Here is a 17715-nt window from a genome sequence, read left to right on the forward strand (position 1 = left end):
AGAGCGGCGTATCGACCCTCCATTCCCACGCGCACAACGTGGACGGACCGCCCATAGTGGGCCGCGAGCGACGCCCCCCACACTGAACGACAACAGGTCGACCGCCGCCGGCGGCCAGGTCAGAGACGGAGCATCATGGAGTCGTTCGAGGTCGCAGTCGTCGGGATGGGAGCGCTGGGCAGCGCCGCCACCTATCACCTCGCCCGTCGAGGAGCCAGGGTGGTCGCCTTCGAGCAGTACGAGCTCGGTCACGTCCGCGGCGCGTCCCACGACACGTCCCGGATCGTGCGCACCTCGTACGGGTCCTCGGCGTACGTGCGCCTCGCACAGTCGGCCTATCGCGACTGGGCGGACCTCGAAGCCGAGTCGGGGGAGCGCCTGTTGACGATCACCGGCGGCATCATCATGCTCCCCGTGGCCGGCCCGTACTCGGCATCCGACTTCACCGCCGCGCTCACGGAGTGCGATGTCGAGCACGAACTGCTCTCGCCCGCCGAGGTGCACGCCCGGTGGCCGCAGTTCCACGTGCCCGACGATGTCGAGACCGTCTACACCGCCGACACCGGCATCGCGCACGCGTCTCGCACCGTCGCCACACTGCAGATGCGCGCTCGCGTCCACGGAGCCGACATCCGCGACCGCACCCCCGTCGTCGCGCTCGAGCCGGACGGCGACGGCGTCATCGTGCGCACAGCCCAGGGGGACATCCGCGCGCGGAAGGTCATCGTCACGGCCGACGCGTGGACCAACGAACTGCTCGAGCCCCTCGGCGCGGCCATCCCGCTCGACATCATGCAGGAGCAGGTCAGCTACTTCCGTCCCGAGCACCCCGAACAGTACGACCGCTCGTCCTTCCCCGTGTGGATCTGGGAGGACGACGAGTGCTACTACGGCTTCCCGACGTACGGAGAGCCGACGATCAAGGCGGCGCGCGATGTGTCGGAGAACCGTATGACGCCGGCCACCCGGTCGTTCGTCCCCTCGCCGGAGCTCATCGAGCAGCTCACCGGTTTCATGCACGACGTGATCCCCGGTTCCGGACCGGAGCTGCGCACGGTGACCTGCCAGTACGCCCTCACCAAGGACCGTCGGTTCGTGCTCAGCGCCCTGCCGCAGCACCCCGACATCATCGTCGGACTGGCCGCCGGACACGGATTCAAGTTCACCCCGGCCCTGGGCAGGGTGCTCGCGGAGCTCGCGCTCGACGGCGAATCCACCGACGACCTCAGCGAGTTCGCCGCAGCGGACGCGATGATCCTCGCCTGACCGGGAATCCGCTCGTGACCCGGTATATCCTCCAGCGCATCCTGTCGTCGCTGCTCGTGCTGTTCATCCTGTCGGTCCTCGTGTTCTCGATGGTGCGGATCATCCCGGGCGACCCGCTCGCGGCCTTCGTCGACCCGGCCAACCCCGATCCGGCGAAGCTGGCGGCGCTCCGCGAGGAGCTCGGTCTCGACCGGCCCTGGATCACGCAGTACTTCGCGTGGCTGCTGGGTGTCGTGCAGGGGGACTTCGGGCGGGCGATCACCGTGCCCGGTGAGGTCTCGGCGCTGATCGCCGCCCGCCTGCCTCTCAGCCTGACCCTCGCCGTCATGGCCACCGTGTTCGGCACCGTGCTCGGCATCCCGGCCGGCGTCCTCGCGGCCACGCGCTGGCGCCGGGTTCCCGACCACCTGGTGCGCGGGTTCTCGTTCGTGCTCCTCGCCACCCCGCCGTTCGTGCTGGGAACGGTGCTGGTCCTCGTCAACTCCCTCACCCTGAGGCTGCCGCTCGTGGGGTACTCGGGCGCCGCGAACGACCCGCTCCGCGCGATCGGAGTGCTGATCCTGCCGGCGCTCCTCATCGGCATCGTCCTCGCGGCGATCGTGGCGCGCTACACCCGGGGAACACTGCTCGACACGCTCGGACAGGACTTCGTGCGCACGGCACGAGCGAAAGGCGCCTCCGCCGGCGTGCTGGTCGGGCGCCATGCGCTGCGCAACGCCCTGATCCCCGTGACGACGGTCATCGGTATCGAGCTGGCAGCCCTCGTCGGCGGCACCGTCGTGATCGAGGCCGTCTTCTCGCTCCCGGGGATGGGGTCGCTGCTGCTCACCGGCATCCGCTCGTCCGACTACCCGATCATCCAGGCCAGTGTGCTGCTGATCGGCGTGGTGTACGTGGTGATCAACTTCGCCGTCGACCTGCTGTATCCGCTGATCGATCCCCGAGTGAGGGTGCACGCACGATGACCGTCACAAGAGAACTCGCCCTCGCCGAGATCGCGGGAAGGCGCTCGCGCCGCCGTCGCTTCGGCCCGTCGTTCTGGAGCGGAGCGGGGATCCTCGCGGTCATCCTCGTCGTCGCCGGCTGGATGACGCTGTGGCCCCTGCACGACCCGTTCGTCGCGGCGGGGCCTGCCCTCCGACCGCCGAGCCTCGACAACCCGCTCGGCACCGACAACCTCGGCCGCGACACCTTCACCCGACTCGCCCTCGCCGCGCGCACCAGTCTCGTCATCTCCGGCGCGGCCGCGCTGCTCGGTGCCGTCATCGGCACCTTCTTCGGCCTGCTCGCCGGCTACGTCGGGGGATGGGTGGACGCCGTGATCATGCGCATCGTCGACGCGGTGCTCGCCCTCCCCGCGATCCTCGTGGCGCTCGTCGTCGGAGTCGTGATCGGCAACGGGCCATGGCCGCTCATCCTCGCCCTCGGGCTCGTGTTCGCCCCCGGTTTCGCACGGGTCATGCGCGCGCCGGTCATCGCCCTCCGGGAGCGCGACTTCGTGCTCGCCGCCACTCTGAGCGGCGTCCGGCCGGCCAGGGTCATCGTGGAGCACCTGCTGCCCAACGTGCTGACACCGCTGTTCGTGCAGTTCGCGTCGGTGGCATCCCAGGTCGTTCTCATCGAGGCAGCCCTCAGTTACCTCGGTCAGGGCGTGCAGGCTCCCGAGCCCTCTGCGGGGCGCATGATCAGCGAGTTCACGCGGTTCATGCAGATGAACCCGCTGCTCATCATCCTTCCCTCGCTCGTGATCATCCTGCTGTCCGCGGCGTGGAACCTCCTCGCGGACGGCCTGCAGGACTATCTCGCGCCACGCCGCGAACCCGCCTTCTCGCTGGGACGGCGGACGAAGCGCCGCGACTCCGCGAACCCCGACCGCACCACCACACCCATGCACCACACCCGAACGGAGTAGAGGTATGAACAGACGACACTGGGCAGGGGTGGCGGCACTCGCCGTCGCGACCCTGACGATCGCCGGATGCACGTCCGGCGGCGGCACCGGCAACGGCGGGCAGGACGCGGGCGACCCGGTCGCCGGCGGCACCCTCACCTGGGGTGTTCCGGCCGAGCCGTCCGCAGGCGGGATCGATCCGATGGTCGCCTCGACCATCGCGGCCGAGGTCATCTACTCGATGGCCTACGACACCCTGCTGACGCGCGACGACGACGGAACGATCGAACCCGCGCTCGCGACCGAATGGGAGCAGACCGACGACACGACCTGGGTGTTTCAGCTGCGCGACGACGTCATGTTCGCAGACGGCACCCCGTTCGACGCCGGGGACGTCGTCTACTCGTTCGAGACCCGCAAGGACGGCGGCACGAACGCGACCTACCTCAGCCTCATGGAGAGCGTCGAGGCGACAGGTGACTACGAGGTCACGTTCCGCTTCAGCGCACCGGACGGCACGTTCCTCGACGCGGTCTCCGCCCGGCAGACCTTCCTCATCGTCAGCGAGGAGGCGTACGGCAATGCCTCGGAGGAGGAACGGCAGACGAGCAGCGTCGGAACCGGCGCCTACCAGGTGACGGAATGGAACCAGGGTGTCTCGGTCACCCTGGAGAAGAACGAGAACTACTGGGGCGAGGAGCCCTACATCGACACGATCGTGTTCGAGCTGTACCCCGACGAGAACACCCTCCTCGCCGCCGTGCAGCAGGGCAGCGTGCAGGCCGCGGCGTTCATCGACGGCAGTCTCGCGCAGCAGGCGGCATCGTCGGGGTTCACGCTCGGTGACGCCGCGTTCCGCCAGAACCTCGCGGTGTACGTCAACCCCGAGTCCGGGCCGCTGGCCGACATCGACGTGCGACGGGCCTTCTCGCTCGCGCTCGACCGGCAGGCGATCGTGGACACGGCGATGCTCGGCAACGCGGGCATCTCGTTCGTGCCACCAGCGGGAGACCCCGGAGCCACCGACGCGACCACTCTGCCCTACCATGAGCGCGACGTCGACGAGGCGAAGCGCCTGCTCGCGGAAGCCGGACAGCCGAATCCCGAGATCACCCTCAGCTACATGGGCGATGTCGCCGCAGCGCACCACCCGGTCTACGAGATGATGCAGCAGCAGCTCGCCGAAGCGGGCATCACCCTCAACCTCAAGGCGACGCCCCTCGCGGAGATCTCGCCGATCTTCACCACCGGCGAGTCGTGGACCGACCTCGTGGCGATCCCCGGCAGCCCGCGTGCCTCGGCCGCCTACTACCTCGAGCCGGTGCTGCTCGAGGGCGGCTACTACAACCACTGGGACGGCAACCCCGACGCCGACAAGGCGCGCGAGCTGCTCGTGCAGGCGAAGTCGGCGGCGACGCCCGAGGAGTACGCCGACCTCATCGCGCAGCTCGCGACGGAGGCCGCAGACAAGGCGCTCGAGTTCGTGCCGGCGGCCGTGCCGGTGTACTTCGAGGTGTGGGACTCGAACAAGCTGCACGACTACGAGAATGACGCGTTCTACGCGCGATCGGCTCTCGACCACGCCTGGCTGACCCAGTGAGGCCCCGCCCCGACGCCGCGCATCCTGCGGCGTCGGGGCACCCTACCCGCACGCTCGACAGGAACGAGAAGCGCATGACCGAAGACACCGACGCCCTGCGCGTCGACGACCTCAGCATCGCCTACGGCGGCGCCCCGCCCTCGGTCTCCGGCGTCTCGCTGCGCGTGCGCAAGGGCGAGATCGTCGGGGTCATCGGCGAGTCGGGCAGCGGCAAATCGAGCATCGCCCTCGCCATGATGGGCCTGCTGCCTGACTCGGCGCGCGTGACGGCGCGCAGGCTCGACGTGGCCGGCAAGGACATGAACGACGCGGGCGAGCGCGACTGGGCGAAGATCCGCGGCCTCGCGGCATCGATGGTCTTCCAGGAGCCCATGTCGGCACTCAACCCCTGCATGCGCATCGGCGCGCAGATCGCCGAGGTCCTGCAGATCCACGGGAAGGCTGACCGACGCCAGGCCAGGTCGCGGGCACTCGAGATCCTCCGACTCGTGCAGATGCCTGACGCGGAGAAGCGCCTGGACTACTACCCGCACCAGCTGTCGGGCGGACAACGGCAGCGCGTCGTGATCGCGATCGCCGTCGCAGCCGGACCCGACCTCTTGGTCGCAGACGAACCGACGACCGCCCTCGACGTGACCGTGCAGGCGCAGATCCTCGACCTCATCCGCACCCTGCGGGACGAGACGGGGATGGGAGTGCTGTTCATCAGTCACGACCTGGGCGTGATCGGACAGCTCTGCGAGCGCGTCGCGGTGATGTACCGCGGGCGGGTCGTCGAGTCCGGATCGGCTCGCCGGGTGCTCGACGATCCACGGCATCCCTACACCCGCGCTCTGCTGGAGAGCATCCCTCGTCCGTCGGTGCCCGTGCGCTCGCCCCTCGCCGTCATCCCCGCCGTCAACGACTTCGCCGAGGTGGCGCCCGTTCTGGAGGAGGCCTCATGAGCGACGACGTCCTCCGCGTCCGCAACGTCACGCAGCGCTTCGGTCACGGCAACGACACCATGACAGCCCTCGACGACGTGAGCCTCACGGTGCCACGAGGACAGACGCTGGGTCTGGTCGGCGAATCGGGGTCGGGCAAGAGCACCCTCGCGCGGGCCATCCTGCTGATGCGCACGCCCACCGCCGGCACGATCGAGTTCGACGGGACCGACGTCACCGGCCTGCGCGGCAGTGCCCTGCGGCGCCATCGCCGTCGCGTCCAGATGGTCTTCCAGGACCCGAACGACTCCTTGGATCCGCGCTTCACGGTCGCTCGATCGATCGCCGAACCGCTGGTCGCGGCCGGCGTCGGCGCGAAGGAGCGCCGGCGACGGATCGCCGACGCCCTCGACCGTGTGGCGCTGCCGATGGATGCCGCGGGACGCTACCCGCACGAGTTCTCCGGCGGACAGCGTCAGCGCATCGCGATCGCCAGGGCGATGGCGGCCGAGCCCGAGTTCGTCGTCCTCGACGAGCCCACGTCGGCCCTCGACGTGTCGGTGCAGGCCCAGGTGCTGAACCTGCTCGTGCAGCTGCAGAAGGACTCCGGGGTCACATACCTCTTCATCACCCACAACCTGTCGGTCGTGCACCACATCGCGCACCGCGTCGCGGTCATGCATCGAGGCCGCGTCGTCGAGGAGGGCACGGGGGAGCAGGTCATGAACGCCCCCGAGCACCCCTACACGCGGACACTGCTCGAATCGATGCCCGTGCTGTACCGGAGCTGACTCACGAGAGGAGACAGCCATGCGCGTTCAGAAGCGCGGCGGCGACCACCACGACTGGGAACTCTACGACGGTGCCGGTCGCATCGGCATCGAGTGGTTCTTCCGCCAGACGACATCGCTGCCCATCTCGGTCATGATGTACCGGCTGGAACCCGGAGCCGAGGAGGGACAGCACCACCACCTGGGTGGCGATCCGGACAGCTGCTCGCCGGGCAGCTCGGACGAGCTGTACGTCGTCACCAGGGGCGAGGTCGTCGTCACCTCCGGCGACGATCGGCGCACGTTAACGCCGGGCGATGCGTTCTACGCACCGGAGGGCATGCGTCACGGCGTGCGGAACGAGTCGGATGCCGTCGCCGAACTGGTGCTCGTGTTCGGTCCGCGCGGCCCGCACCCCTTCCCGCAGACGGGGCTGGAGGTCTTCGACGCGGAGGCGGAGCGCTAGGAACTCGGAGCGCGCAATCGCTCGCGCAGCTCGTCGAGCCTCACGGCGATCCCGATGCGGAACATCCGCTCGTCGTCGCGCCATCCCGGCCCGAGCACGTGATCGAGTCGGTCGAGACGCTGGAGGATCGTGTTGGTGTGGAAGTTCAACGCGCGCGCGGTGCGGGTCGGGCTCGCATTGTGGCGCACGAAGGCTCGGAGCGTGCCGAGGAGATCCGCGTTGCGATCCGCGTCGTAGTCGCGGACGGCGCCGATCGTGTCGCGCAGGAAGGTCGACAGGCCCTCCGCGTCGGCATCGAGCACCGCCGAATAGGGGAGGAAGTCCTCGACGTGCGCGGTCAGGCCGTCGAGACCGAGCGCCGCCAGCAGGCGCGCGGTGCGTCGCGCGGAGAGGAACGCGGCGGGGAGCGGGTCGCGATGCGGCGGAGGGACGACGAGGGTCACCGCATCCTGGATCGCCGCCGAGACCTGGGACCGCAGCTGCTCGAGATCGACATCGACGCGGGTGTGCTCGCGAGCGGCGACGACGAAACCGCGATACTCGCCCACGAGCGCGCGGTCGTCCAGCGAACGAGACAGCGCGCGTGCGGCAGCCGCCTGCTGGTCGCCGGGCACGGACAGCAGGAGCAGCGAGTCCAGTGCGCCGAGATCGACGGCGAGCCGCCGCGCGCGACGCTCGACGTCGGACCGGCGCTCCGGCACGTCGTCGAGCAGATCGGCGATCAGCTCGCTGCGCACCCGGCGGTCGGCCCCGGACGCCGCCTCCTGCTGCAGCTCGAGCAGCGCCCCGACCTGCGCGGCGCGCTCGATCGTGCGCAGGTCGACGGCACCCAGCTCGAAGGCCCCGTCGCCGAGCAGCAGGGCGCCGAAGTGCCGGCTGCCGGCGGTCAGCGCCGACACGGCGCGCACCCCGGGGCCGGCGATCGGCACGCAGTGTCCGTGGCGTCGGCTTTCGGCGAGAGCCGACCGCACCGGTTCGCCGAGCGACAGCATCCCCGGGGCGAGGGGGAGTCCGGCCGCGGCGATCACGTTCTCCTGCGCGTCGATGATCGCGACGGCCCGGCCGAGTGCCGAGGCCAGCGTCTCGGCCACCGGGGCGAAGCCGCCGCCGGCGAGCACCGCCTGGACGAGCTCCTGATGCACCGTGTTCGCGCGGTCGCGCTCGACGAGATGGGCGGTCAGGCTCTCCAGCGTGCGGCGGCTCGCGTCCTCCGAGTCGCGCAGGTCCCGCAGCGTCTGCGTCGTCTGCAGGATCACCGACGCATGGTCCGCCAGGGCGGACAGCAGCGCCACCTCGTCGGGGGAGAACTCCTTCTTCTCGCGATTGCCGACGAACAGCACGCCGAGCACGTCGTTGCTGCTGAGCATCGGCACGCCGAGGAGCGAGACGAGTCCTTCGGCGGACACCGCATCGTCGATCCCCGCGTCATGGCGGTCGGCGGTGTACGTCGCGTAGTCGGCCGCCCAGTGGGCCGAGCGCGACTCGACGACGACGCTCGCGAGCCCGCGCCCGGGCGGCACGCGCAACTGCTGGAACGACGCGCTCACGGACCCGCTCGTCTCGCGCACCCGAAGCTCCGCCGTGTCGGGGTCGAACTCCGACAGGTACGCGAGATCGACGCCCATCATCTCCCGCGCGCGCTGCACGAGTCGGGCGAGCACAGCATCGCTGTCGCGCAGCTCGGCGAGCTCGCGCGCGCTGGAGAAGAGGGCGGTGAGTTCGTGCTCGCGACGACGCAGGCGCGACAGTTCGCGCTGGGTGCGGGCCACACGCTCGGCGAGCAGCGCCGCATCCGCCTGACCCGCGCCGAGACGGCGCAGCGCGTCGCTGACCCCCGTCGGGCCGACGAGCGCAGGGTCGTAGGCGGCGTCGAGGAGCGAGGCGATCGCATCGTCGTGCTCGGGCATCGTCGTCCCTTCCGCGGTGGTCTGCGCCGGCGGGCGCCCGAGTTCAGTGTCGAGCATGACCGTCGTGGTCTTCAAATCCGGTCGGCGCTGCGCTGCTCCTCGCCGCGCGCGGCGGTGCGCAGCAGTGCGCCGGCGAGGTCGGGCCACAACTCGTGCGGGATGAGGTGCCCCATGTCGGGGTGCACCTGCAGCTCAGCGCCGGGCACGGCCTCGGCGATGTCGACCGCTCCGGCCCAGTGCAGCACATCGTCGTCGCGCCCGTGGAAGACCAGCGTCGGCGCCCGCACGCCGCGCAGATCCTCGAGCCGCTCGGGCGCGCGTCGCAGCGCCGCCCACTGCCGCGAGAAGCCGGCCGGGTGGTAGCCGCGGTCGTAGGCGTCACCGGCGGCGCGCACGTGCCAGTCGACCTGCGGGTCGTACCGACCGGGGGCGCCCGCCTGCACCGCGGCGGCGGCGAAGGCGACCGCCTGCTCCCTCGACACGCGCACCGGCGGCTCGGCGAGCTCCGGGCGCTCCCCGTGCAGCACGTATCGAGGTGACTGCCCGGGGAGGGTGGAGAGGAGCCCGAGGCTGCGCACGCGCTCGGGGTGGTGGATTGCGAGCATCTGCGCCATCATCCCGCCCATCGAATGCCCGGCGATGTGGGCGGACGCGACGCCCAGTTCGTCCAGCACGCGCAGCACGTCCTCCGCGAGATCGATCAGGTCGTAGCCGCCGTCGACCTCGTCGTCGTCACCGAACAGCTGCGACAGCCCGGTGTCGCGGTTGTCGAAGCGCACGACCCGCAGACCTCCGTCGACGAGCAGCCGGATGAACTCCTCGTCCCAGCTGAGGAGTTGCGCCCCGCCGCCCGAGACGAGCACGAGGACGGGGGAGTCGTCGGCGCCGAAGACCTCGAAGTAGAGGCGCACGTCGGCGGATTCGGTGTACGGCATCGGTTCTCCTCGCGCGTCGGGATCGGGGTCGAGCGTCGGGTGTTCTGCGAGTCTAGGTTCGCGACAGGGCGGGAGTGATGTGTCGACCGCATATACGAGCGCCCTGGCGATGAGCGTTCCACCCATCGTCGCCCCTGTCGTGCGCTCCTAGTGTCATCTGTGACCCCAGCGCCGCGGACCCGGCGGCTGGATGGAAGGAAGGTGGCCGATGCCGACCAACAGCCGAATCTCCGGACTGCGCGATCACACCCCCGACGAGCGGCTCTCGCTCGTCGCGGAAGGAGCCGGGATCGAGCCGGACTCCCTGAAGGCGTTGCGTCCCGATGACGGCCTCTCGCTCGCGCAGGCCGACCACATGATCGAGAACGTCGTGGGGATGGTCGGCATCCCGGTCGGCGTCGCCACGAACTTCACGATCGACGGCGTCGACCGGCTCGTGCCGATGGCGACGGAGGAGCCGAGCGTGGTCGCAGCGGCGTCGAACGCCGCCCGCATGGCCCGCGACCTCGGCGGCTTCACGACCTCGTACACCGGCGACGTCATGATCGCGCAGATCCAGGTGCTCGACGCCGTCGACCCTCACGGCACGCGCTTCGCGCTGCTGGAAGCCGAGAGCGAGCTGCTTGCGCTCGCGAACGAGCAGGACCCGATGCTCGTCTCGCTCGGCGGCGGCGCCTTCGCCATTTCGGTGCGGGTGCTGCCCACCCGCGCCGGCACGCAGGTCATTGTGCACCTGCACGTCGACGTGCGCGACGCGATGGGCGCGAACGCCGTCAACACCATGGCCGAGGCGATCGCCCCGCGCATCGCCGAGGTGGCCGGCACGCGGACCCTGCTGCGCATCCTCACCAACAAGGCCGAGCTGCGCCTCACCCGCGCCCGCGCCGTGTTCGACGCCGAGATGCTCGGCGGAACGCAGGTCGTCGACGACATCGTCGCCGCGAGCGCGTTCGCCGAGGCGGACGCCTACCGTGCCGCCACGCACAACAAGGGCATCATGAACGGCATCACGGCGGTCGTGCTCGCGACCGGCAACGACACCAGGGCCGTCGAGTCCGGATGCCACTCGCACGCCGCGCGCGCCGGCGGCTACACCGCGCTCTCGCAGTTCGAGAAGGATGCCGACGGCAACCTCGTCGGCACCCTGGAGGTGCCCCTCGCGGTCGGCCTCGTGGGCGGCGCTACGCGGGCCCACCCCACCGCGCAGGCCGCCGTGCGCCTGCTCGGCGTCGAGACGGCCCGCGAGCTCGCGAGCGTGATCGCCGCGGTCGGCCTCGCGCAGAACCTCGCCGCGTGCCGCGCGCTCGCCGCCGAGGGCATCCAGCGGGGGCACATGACCCTGCACGCCCGCACGATCGCCGCCTCGGCGGGCGCGGAGGTCGACGAGATCGGCGCGGTCGCCGCGCGCATCGTCGCCGACCGCCGCATCCGCGTGGAGCACGCCCGCGAGGTGCTCGCCGAGCTGCGCGCCGGGGCATCCGCATGACCGACGCGCTGCCCGCCCCTCGGGTCGTCCGCGAGGAGGGCCTGCCGGCCCGCGTCACGGTGTTCGAGGTCGGCCCCCGCGACGGCCTCCAGGCCGAGACCGACATCATCCCGGCGCTGATCAAGGCGCAGCTGTGCCGACGGCTGTACGCCGCGGGCAGCCGTGACGTCGAGGTGACGAGCTTCGTCCCGCCGACGTGGATCCCGCAGCTCGCCGACGCCGAGCAGGTCGTCGCGGCGCTCGAGGTGCCCGAGGGCGCCCGGGCCGTCGGCCTCGTGCCGAACCTGCGCGGTCTGCAGCGCGCGCTCGACGCCGGCATCCGCGAGGTGTCCGTCGTGGTGAGCGCGACCGAGTCGTTCGCCCAGGCGAACCTCAACACGACCCGCTCGGGCGCGATTGACCGCGCGGTCGAGGTCATCGCCGAGGCGACCCGTCAGGGTGTGCCGGTGCGCGGCTACGTGTCGATGGCGTTCGGCGACCCGTGGGAGGGCTCCGTCGAGTCCGACGCCGTTGTCTCGGCGGCCGGCGCCCTGCACGAGGCGGGTGCCCGCACCATCGCCATCAGCGACACGATCGGCGTCGCGACGCCCGGTCACACGGCGTCCATTATCGGCGAAACGCGGGCCGCCGGCGTCCCCGTCGAGGCGATCGCGCTGCACCTGCACGACACCTACGGGCAGTCCCTCGCCAACGTGCACGCGGCCCTGCGCCTCGGAGTCGCGGAGTTCGACGCGTCTGTCGGCGGACTCGGTCGGTGCCCGTACGCCAAGGGCGCGACCGGTAACCTCGCGACAGAGGATCTCGTGTGGATGCTGCACGGGCTGGGCATCGAGACGGGACTCGATCTCCGGGCCCTCGCCGCCACCACGCTGTGGCTCTCCCGGCTCCGCAACGTCCGCCCCGCGTCGAACGTCGCCCGCGCGTTCGCCGCCGCGGGGCTCGACGCCCCCGAACCCGCACAGGAGGTCACCACCGCATGATCGACACCACCCTCCCCGCACCCGGCGCCCTCGCCGGCGTCACCGTGATCGACCTCTCGCGTGTGCTGGCCGGTCCCTACGCGTCACAGACCCTCGCGGACCTCGGCGCGACCGTCATCAAGGTCGAGAACCCCCGCGACCCCGACGTCTCGCGCGGCTTCCCGCCGTACCTGACCGATGGCGACGAGGAGTTCAGCGCCTATTACGCGCAGTACAACCGCGGCAAGCTCGGCGTCGGCCTCGACCTCGCGACGCCCGAGGGCAAGGAGGTCCTGAAGGATCTCGTCCGCGGAGCCGACGTGCTCGTCGAGAACTTCCGTCCGGGCACGATGGAGAAGCTCGGCGTCGGCTACGAGGTGCTGCGCGAGGTCAACCCGCGCCTCGTGTACACCGCCATCTCGGGGTACGGCCGCACGGGCTCGCGCAGCCGGCGCCCCGCGTTCGACAACACGGCGCAGGCCGCGGGCGGCATCTGGTCGATGAACGGCTACGCCGACCAGCCGCCGGTACGCGTCGGCGTCACGATCGGCGATCTCTCGGCGACCCTCTTCGCCGTGATCGGCACGCTCGCGGCCCTGCGTCACGCCGAGGCCACCGGCGTCGGCCAGGTCGTCGACGTCGCGCAGGTCGACAGCATCGTCGCGCTCACCGAGACCGCCGTGGTCGACTACACGGTCACGGGCAACGTCGCGTCGCCGCAGGGCAACGCCCACGCCTGGGTGCGACCGTACGAGCTGTTCGACTGCGCGGACGGCCAGGTGTTCTTCGGGGCGTACACGGACAAGCTCTGGAACGCGAGCTGCGACCTCTTCGGCACGCCCGAGCACAAAGAGGATCCGGAGATCGACACCATGCGCAAGCGGTTCGACGACGACGTCTACGAGCGGCGCGTCAAGCCGATCGTCGCCGGGTGGCTCGCGAGCCGCACGAAGCAGGAGCTCGAAGACCTCGCGGGCGATGTGGTGCCCCTCACCGCGATCAAGACGATCGGCGAGGTCGTCGACGACCCGGGGACCGCCGAGCGCGACATGATCGTCGAGGCCGACTACGGAGACCTCGGCGTCCTGCGCATGTTCGGCCAGCCCATCAAGCTGTCGGAGACACCCGCGACCCCGGCCCGCACGGCCAACAGGTTCGCCGAGCACGCCGACGAGGTGCTCGCGACGTACGCGGGTTACGACGCCGCGCGCATCGCCGAACTGCGTGCCGCAGGGGTGCTGCCGTGAGCCCGTCGCCGCGGGTCGTGCGCACCGAGCCGATCACGACGGGCACGGTCGAGGCGTACCGCGGCACGTTCGCCGCATCCGATCCCGTGCTCGACGCGGGCGATGTGCTGCCCGCGGGGTGGGAGGGCGTGTTCTTCCCGTTCGCGGTGCCGCTCGCCGACCTGCGCCCGGACGGCACGCCCGCGCGGGACGGCGTCGTGCCCGAGATCGACCTGCCGCGACGGATGTACGCCGGGGAGACGACGGAGTTCCTGCGGCCGATCCGCGTCGACGACGAGGTCACGCAGACCACGACGCTCGGCGGCGTCGTCGAGAAGTCCGGCTCGCGCGGTCGGCTGACCTTCGTCGACATCGCCCGCGAGTACGCGGTCGACGGGGAGGTCGCGGTGCGCAGCGTCTGGCACGACGTGTTCCTCGAGGCGGCCGACCCCGATGCGCCGCAGCGTGCCCCGCAGCCGCAGCCGCAGGTCGCGGCCGAGGCCGACTGGGTCGAGGAGATCTCCCTCGACGCGCGGCAGCTGTTCCGTTTCTCGGCGCTCACCTTCAACACGCACCTCATCCACTACGACCGGGCGTGGGCGCGCGACGTCGAGGCGCTGCCCGACCTCCTCGTGCACGGACCGCTCACGCGCATCCTGCTCATGGACGCGGCCCGGCGCCACGCCGACGGACGCGTGCCCGCCCGTCTCGACGTGCGGGCGATCGCGCCCATCCTCGTCGACCGGCCGCTGCGGCTCGTGGGGGGCGGCGCGACGGGCGACGGCCTGCGCGTGACGGCTCTCGACGCCGACGACGTCGTGCTCGCCACCGCCGACATCGCGTTCTCCGACCGCTGACACTCTTCCCCCGGGCGTATCGCTGTGCACACAGCACAGTTCACGGACAAGCACTGTCGCGACAGAACATTGCCGCCACCGCCGTGTCTCCGTAGCGTGAATACGGCGGATTGACGCCGTCGCCCCTCGGCTTTCGAATCGCTTGATGTGCGACTTCGACCCGACGATTTCCGCAATTCAAGCGATTCGAAAGTTCACCCGACAGCCACCCGACAGCCCGACCTGGAGACGCCATGAGGCACAACCCCGACTACGCGCTCGACGACGTCGACGCCGTGCGCGCGCTCGTGCGCGAGAACCCGTGGGCGACGATCGTCAGCCACGTGCCGGGTGCGGGACTCGTCGCCTCGCACTACCCGGTGCTGCTCGAGGAGGATGCCGAGGGCATCGTGCTGGTGAGCCACGTCGGCCGCCCCGACGAGCGGCTGCACGAGCTGGGACGGCACGAGACCATGGTGATCGTGTACGGCCCGCAGGGCTACGTCTCGCCGGGATGGTACGAGTCCTCTCCGGCGGTCCCCACGTGGGACTTCGCTGTCGCACATCTGCACGGCACCCCCGAGCTGCTGTCCGACGAGGAGAACCTCGCGGTGCTCGACCGGCTCGTCGCTTGGTTCGAGAGCCCGCTTCCCGACCCGTTCCTCATGCACCGCACGCTGGAGAACACCGCGTACGCCGAGCGGATCGTGCACGGCACGGTGGGCTTCCGGCTGCGGGTGGAGCGCATCGACGCCAAGGACAAGATGAGCCAGGACAAGCCGGCGGCCGTCATCGCGCGCGTCGTCGAGGCGCTGCGCCGCCCCGGCCCCTACGAGAACCCGAAGCTCGCCGACCGCATCGCCGCGGTCAACCATGAGGTGCTGCAGGCACAGGAGGAGACAGCATGACCGCGTTCGTCGGAGTGCAGGACATGGTCGAGTGGATCGCGCGCCGCGGCGCGGAGGCCATCATGACCGAGATGGCCGACACGATCGAGGCGGACTTCCGTCGGTGGGAGTCGTTCGACAAGAGCGAGCGGGTCGCGAACCACACCCCGTTCGGGGTGATCGAGCTCATGCCGATCAGTGACCCCGACACGTACGCCTTCAAGTACGTCAACGGGCACCCGTTCAACCCGGGGCGCGGGTACCAGACCGTGACGGCGTTCGGGGTGCTCGCCGATGTGCACAACGGCTACCCGGTGTTCCTGGCGGAGATGACGATGCTCACGGCCCTGCGCACGGCGGCGACCTCGGCGATGGTCGCCCGTCGTCTCGCGCGCCCCGACTCCAGAACCATGGCGATGATCGGCGCGGGCAGCCAGGCCGAGTTCCAGGCGCTCGCGTTCCGCGGTGTGCTCGGCATCTCGCGCCTGCGCGTCTTCGACGTCGACCCCGCGGCCTCGGCGAAGTTCGTGCGCAACCTCGAGTCGCGCGGGTTCGACATCACGGTGTGCTCCTCGGCGTCCGAGGCGGCGGCCGGCGCCGATGTCGTGACGACGTGCACAGCCGACAAGGCGGTCGCGCAGGTGCTGACCGACGCCGACGTCGCCCCGGGCATGCACATCAACACGATCGGCGGCGACTGCCCGGGCAAAACCGAGCTGGATCCGCGGATCCTGGAGCGCGGGCCGGTGTTCGTGGAGTACACGCCGCAGACGCGGGTGGAGGGGGAGATCCAGAACGTCGCGGCGGACTTCCCGGTGACGGAGTTCTGGCGGGTGCTGGACGGCACGGCGCCGGGCCGCACCTCGTCTGAGCAGGTGACGATCTTCGACTCGGTGGGGTTCGCGCTGGAGGACTTCTCGGCCCTGCGCCACCTGCGCGCGGATCTCGCCGGCAGCGGGCTGGACACCGAGATCGACCTCGTCGCGACGCCCGACGACCCCAAGGACCTGTTCGGCTTCGCGACCTCGCCCGTCCCCGTCGCCTGACGCCGCGAGAACCCCGACCCTGCGCCCCGGGCGCCGAGAGGAGCACGATGTCCGAGACCCTCACCCTCCGCGGCGCGCGTCCGTACGACGGCGGCGAGCCGATCGACGTCGTGGTGCGCGACGGCCTCATCGCGGCGATCACGCCCCAGGGCGCGACGGATGCCGTCGGCGAGGTCGTCGACGTCGCCGGGCGCTGGATCGGGCCGGGGTTCTGGGACGCGCACGTGCACTTCACGCAGCACGTCATCCGCCGCCGCCGGCTCGACCTCACCGAGACCCGCAGTGCCGACGATGTGCTCGCGATCGTGCGCAGGGCGCGCGCCGAGGGGGCGCCGCTCACCGACGGGATGCTGATGGGCTACGGCTTCCGCGACGGTCTCTGGCCCGTGCCCGCCACCCTCGATGCGCTCGACGCGACCGTCGCCGACGTGCCGGTCGTGCTCGTGAGCGGCGATCTGCACTGCGGTTGGATGAACCGGGCCGCGGCCGCCCGCTTCGGCGTGGAGCTCGACGCGACGGGTGTGCTGCGGGAGGGGCCGTGGATCAGCCTGCTGCACTCCTTCGACGAGGCCGCGCACCTGCCCGCCGACGCCTACGCCGATGCGGCGGACGCCGCAGCCGCCCGCGGCGTGGTCGGCATCGTCGAGTACGAGAACACCGACAACGTGTCCGAGTGGTCGGAGCGCACGAGCGCGGGGCTGCGCAGTCTGCGCACCGACATCGCGGTGTGGCCCGACCGGCTCGAGTCCGCGATCGCGGCGGGGTATCGCACGGGCGACCTCGTCGACGACGCGGGCCTGGTGACCTTCGGGCGGCTCAAGGTCGTCGTCGACGGGTCGCTCAACACCCGCACCGCCTGGTGCTGGGACCCGTACCCGGGGATGGATCCCGGCCACCCGCACGCGTGCGGACTCGAGAGCGTGCCGATCCCCGAACTGCGCCGGCTGCTGCACCGGGCGCGCGGCGCGGGCATCGAGGCGGCCGTGCACGCGATCGGCGACCGCGCCAACACGGAGGTGCTCGACACGTTCGCGGAGCTCGGCATGAGGGGCGTGATCGAGCACGCGCAGCTCGTGCGCGACGACGACTTCGCCCGGTTCGCCGAGCTCGGTCTCATCGCGAGCGTGCAGCCCGAGCACGCGATGGACGACCGTGACGTCGCCGACCACCACTGGGCGGGCCGCACCGCCCGCGCCTTCGCGTTCGGGTCGCTGCACCGCTCCGGTGCCGCACTGCTGCTGGGGTCGGATGCTCCCGTCGCGCCCCTCGACCCGTGGATCTCACTCTCCGCCGCGACGGCCCGCAGCCGCGGCGACCGTGCGGCGTGGCATCCGGAGCAGCGGCTGCCGCTCGACGTCGCGCTCGCGGCATCCGTGCGCAGCGCGCTCGCGGTGGGAGAACCCGCCGACCTCGTGGTCACCGACCGCGACCCGTACGCCAGCGACCGCGACGAGCTGCGCGGCATGCCTGTCGCCGCGACGCTGCTCGGCGGCCGATTCACCCACCGGGAGCTGTGA

16 protein-coding genes are annotated in these 17715 nt (G+C 71.0%); 14 read left to right on the forward strand and 2 right to left on the reverse strand.

Translation table 11 applies throughout. The annotated features are described in order from the left end of the window. The first annotated feature begins 135 nt into the window (after nucleotides 1–135). The 7 genes from solA (at nucleotide 136) to RAC69_RS00565 (ending at nucleotide 6916) form a co-directional block, all read left to right on the forward strand. Entirely contained in the window at nucleotides 136–1266 is a 1131-nt protein-coding gene (gene solA / locus RAC69_RS00535; RefSeq protein WP_375084403.1) for an N-methyl-L-tryptophan oxidase, read from the forward strand. Between the two features lie 14 nt (nucleotides 1267–1280). Beyond that, entirely contained in the window at nucleotides 1281–2231 is a 951-nt protein-coding gene (locus RAC69_RS00540) for an ABC transporter permease (RefSeq protein WP_375084404.1), read from the forward strand. Further along, on the forward strand, nucleotides 2228–3178 hold the full coding sequence (locus tag RAC69_RS00545; protein WP_375084405.1) for an ABC transporter permease: 951 nt from the start codon (nucleotides 2228–2230) through the stop codon (nucleotides 3176–3178). The genes RAC69_RS00540 and RAC69_RS00545 overlap by 4 nt, the downstream gene beginning before the upstream one ends. Nucleotides 3179–3182: 4 nt before the next feature. After that, nucleotides 3183–4757, forward strand: coding sequence for an ABC transporter substrate-binding protein (locus tag RAC69_RS00550; RefSeq protein ID WP_375084406.1), 1575 nt, complete (start codon nucleotides 3183–3185; stop codon nucleotides 4755–4757). Between the two features lie 74 nt (nucleotides 4758–4831). Next, nucleotides 4832–5701 (forward strand): ABC transporter ATP-binding protein, encoded by an 870-nt coding sequence (locus RAC69_RS00555; protein ID WP_375084407.1) that lies wholly within the window; start codon nucleotides 4832–4834, stop codon nucleotides 5699–5701. Further along, nucleotides 5698–6471: an ATP-binding cassette domain-containing protein gene (locus RAC69_RS00560; RefSeq protein WP_375084408.1), complete on the forward strand. Its 774-nt coding sequence runs from the start codon at nucleotides 5698–5700 to the stop codon at nucleotides 6469–6471. Before RAC69_RS00555 ends, RAC69_RS00560 begins: the two co-directional genes overlap by 4 nt. A gap of 19 nt (nucleotides 6472–6490) precedes the next feature. Next, nucleotides 6491–6916, forward strand: a complete 426-nt coding sequence (locus RAC69_RS00565; protein ID WP_375084409.1) for a cupin domain-containing protein — start codon at nucleotides 6491–6493, stop codon at nucleotides 6914–6916. On the opposite strand, the gene RAC69_RS00570 is transcribed toward RAC69_RS00565, so the two are convergent. Then, nucleotides 6913–8823, reverse strand: a complete 1911-nt coding sequence (locus RAC69_RS00570; protein ID WP_375084410.1) for a helix-turn-helix domain-containing protein — start codon at nucleotides 8821–8823, stop codon at nucleotides 6913–6915. The two genes, RAC69_RS00565 and RAC69_RS00570, sit on opposite strands and share 4 nt — an antisense overlap. Nucleotides 8824–8894: 71 nt before the next feature. After that, nucleotides 8895–9758 carry an alpha/beta fold hydrolase gene (locus RAC69_RS00575; RefSeq protein ID WP_375084412.1) on the reverse strand — a complete coding sequence of 288 codons (864 nt, stop codon included), beginning with the start codon at nucleotides 9756–9758 and terminating at the stop codon, nucleotides 8895–8897. Between the two features lie 208 nt (nucleotides 9759–9966). On the opposite strand from RAC69_RS00575, the gene RAC69_RS00580 reads away from it, so the two are divergent. From RAC69_RS00580 to RAC69_RS00610, 7 genes are all read left to right on the forward strand, one after another. Beyond that, nucleotides 9967–11244 (forward strand): hydroxymethylglutaryl-CoA reductase, degradative, encoded by a 1278-nt coding sequence (locus RAC69_RS00580; protein ID WP_375084414.1) that lies wholly within the window; start codon nucleotides 9967–9969, stop codon nucleotides 11242–11244. After that, nucleotides 11241–12224: a hydroxymethylglutaryl-CoA lyase gene (locus RAC69_RS00585; protein ID WP_375084415.1), complete on the forward strand. Its 984-nt coding sequence runs from the start codon at nucleotides 11241–11243 to the stop codon at nucleotides 12222–12224. The genes RAC69_RS00580 and RAC69_RS00585 overlap by 4 nt, the downstream gene beginning before the upstream one ends. Further along, complete coding sequence (locus RAC69_RS00590; protein WP_375084417.1) at nucleotides 12221–13450, forward strand: CaiB/BaiF CoA transferase family protein; 1230 nt, start codon at nucleotides 12221–12223, stop codon at nucleotides 13448–13450. Before RAC69_RS00585 ends, RAC69_RS00590 begins: the two co-directional genes overlap by 4 nt. Next, nucleotides 13447–14286, forward strand: a complete 840-nt coding sequence (locus tag RAC69_RS00595; RefSeq protein ID WP_375084418.1) for a MaoC family dehydratase N-terminal domain-containing protein — start codon at nucleotides 13447–13449, stop codon at nucleotides 14284–14286. Before RAC69_RS00590 ends, RAC69_RS00595 begins: the two co-directional genes overlap by 4 nt. A gap of 233 nt (nucleotides 14287–14519) precedes the next feature. Further along, the gene (locus tag RAC69_RS00600) at nucleotides 14520–15173 is read left to right on the forward strand and encodes an FMN-binding negative transcriptional regulator (protein ID WP_375084419.1); all 654 of its coding nucleotides are present in this window, start codon (nucleotides 14520–14522) and stop codon (nucleotides 15171–15173) included. Then, nucleotides 15170–16198 carry an ornithine cyclodeaminase gene (locus RAC69_RS00605; RefSeq protein ID WP_375084420.1) on the forward strand — a complete coding sequence of 343 codons (1029 nt, stop codon included), beginning with the start codon at nucleotides 15170–15172 and terminating at the stop codon, nucleotides 16196–16198. The genes RAC69_RS00600 and RAC69_RS00605 overlap by 4 nt, the downstream gene beginning before the upstream one ends. Nucleotides 16199–16245: 47 nt before the next feature. Then, complete coding sequence (locus RAC69_RS00610; protein ID WP_375084421.1) at nucleotides 16246–17715, forward strand: amidohydrolase; 1470 nt, start codon at nucleotides 16246–16248, stop codon at nucleotides 17713–17715.

Origin of the sequence: Microbacterium sp. LS_15, from assembly GCF_041954735.1 — a bacterium.
Taxonomy (GTDB): Bacteria; Actinomycetota; Actinomycetes; order Actinomycetales; family Microbacteriaceae; genus Microbacterium.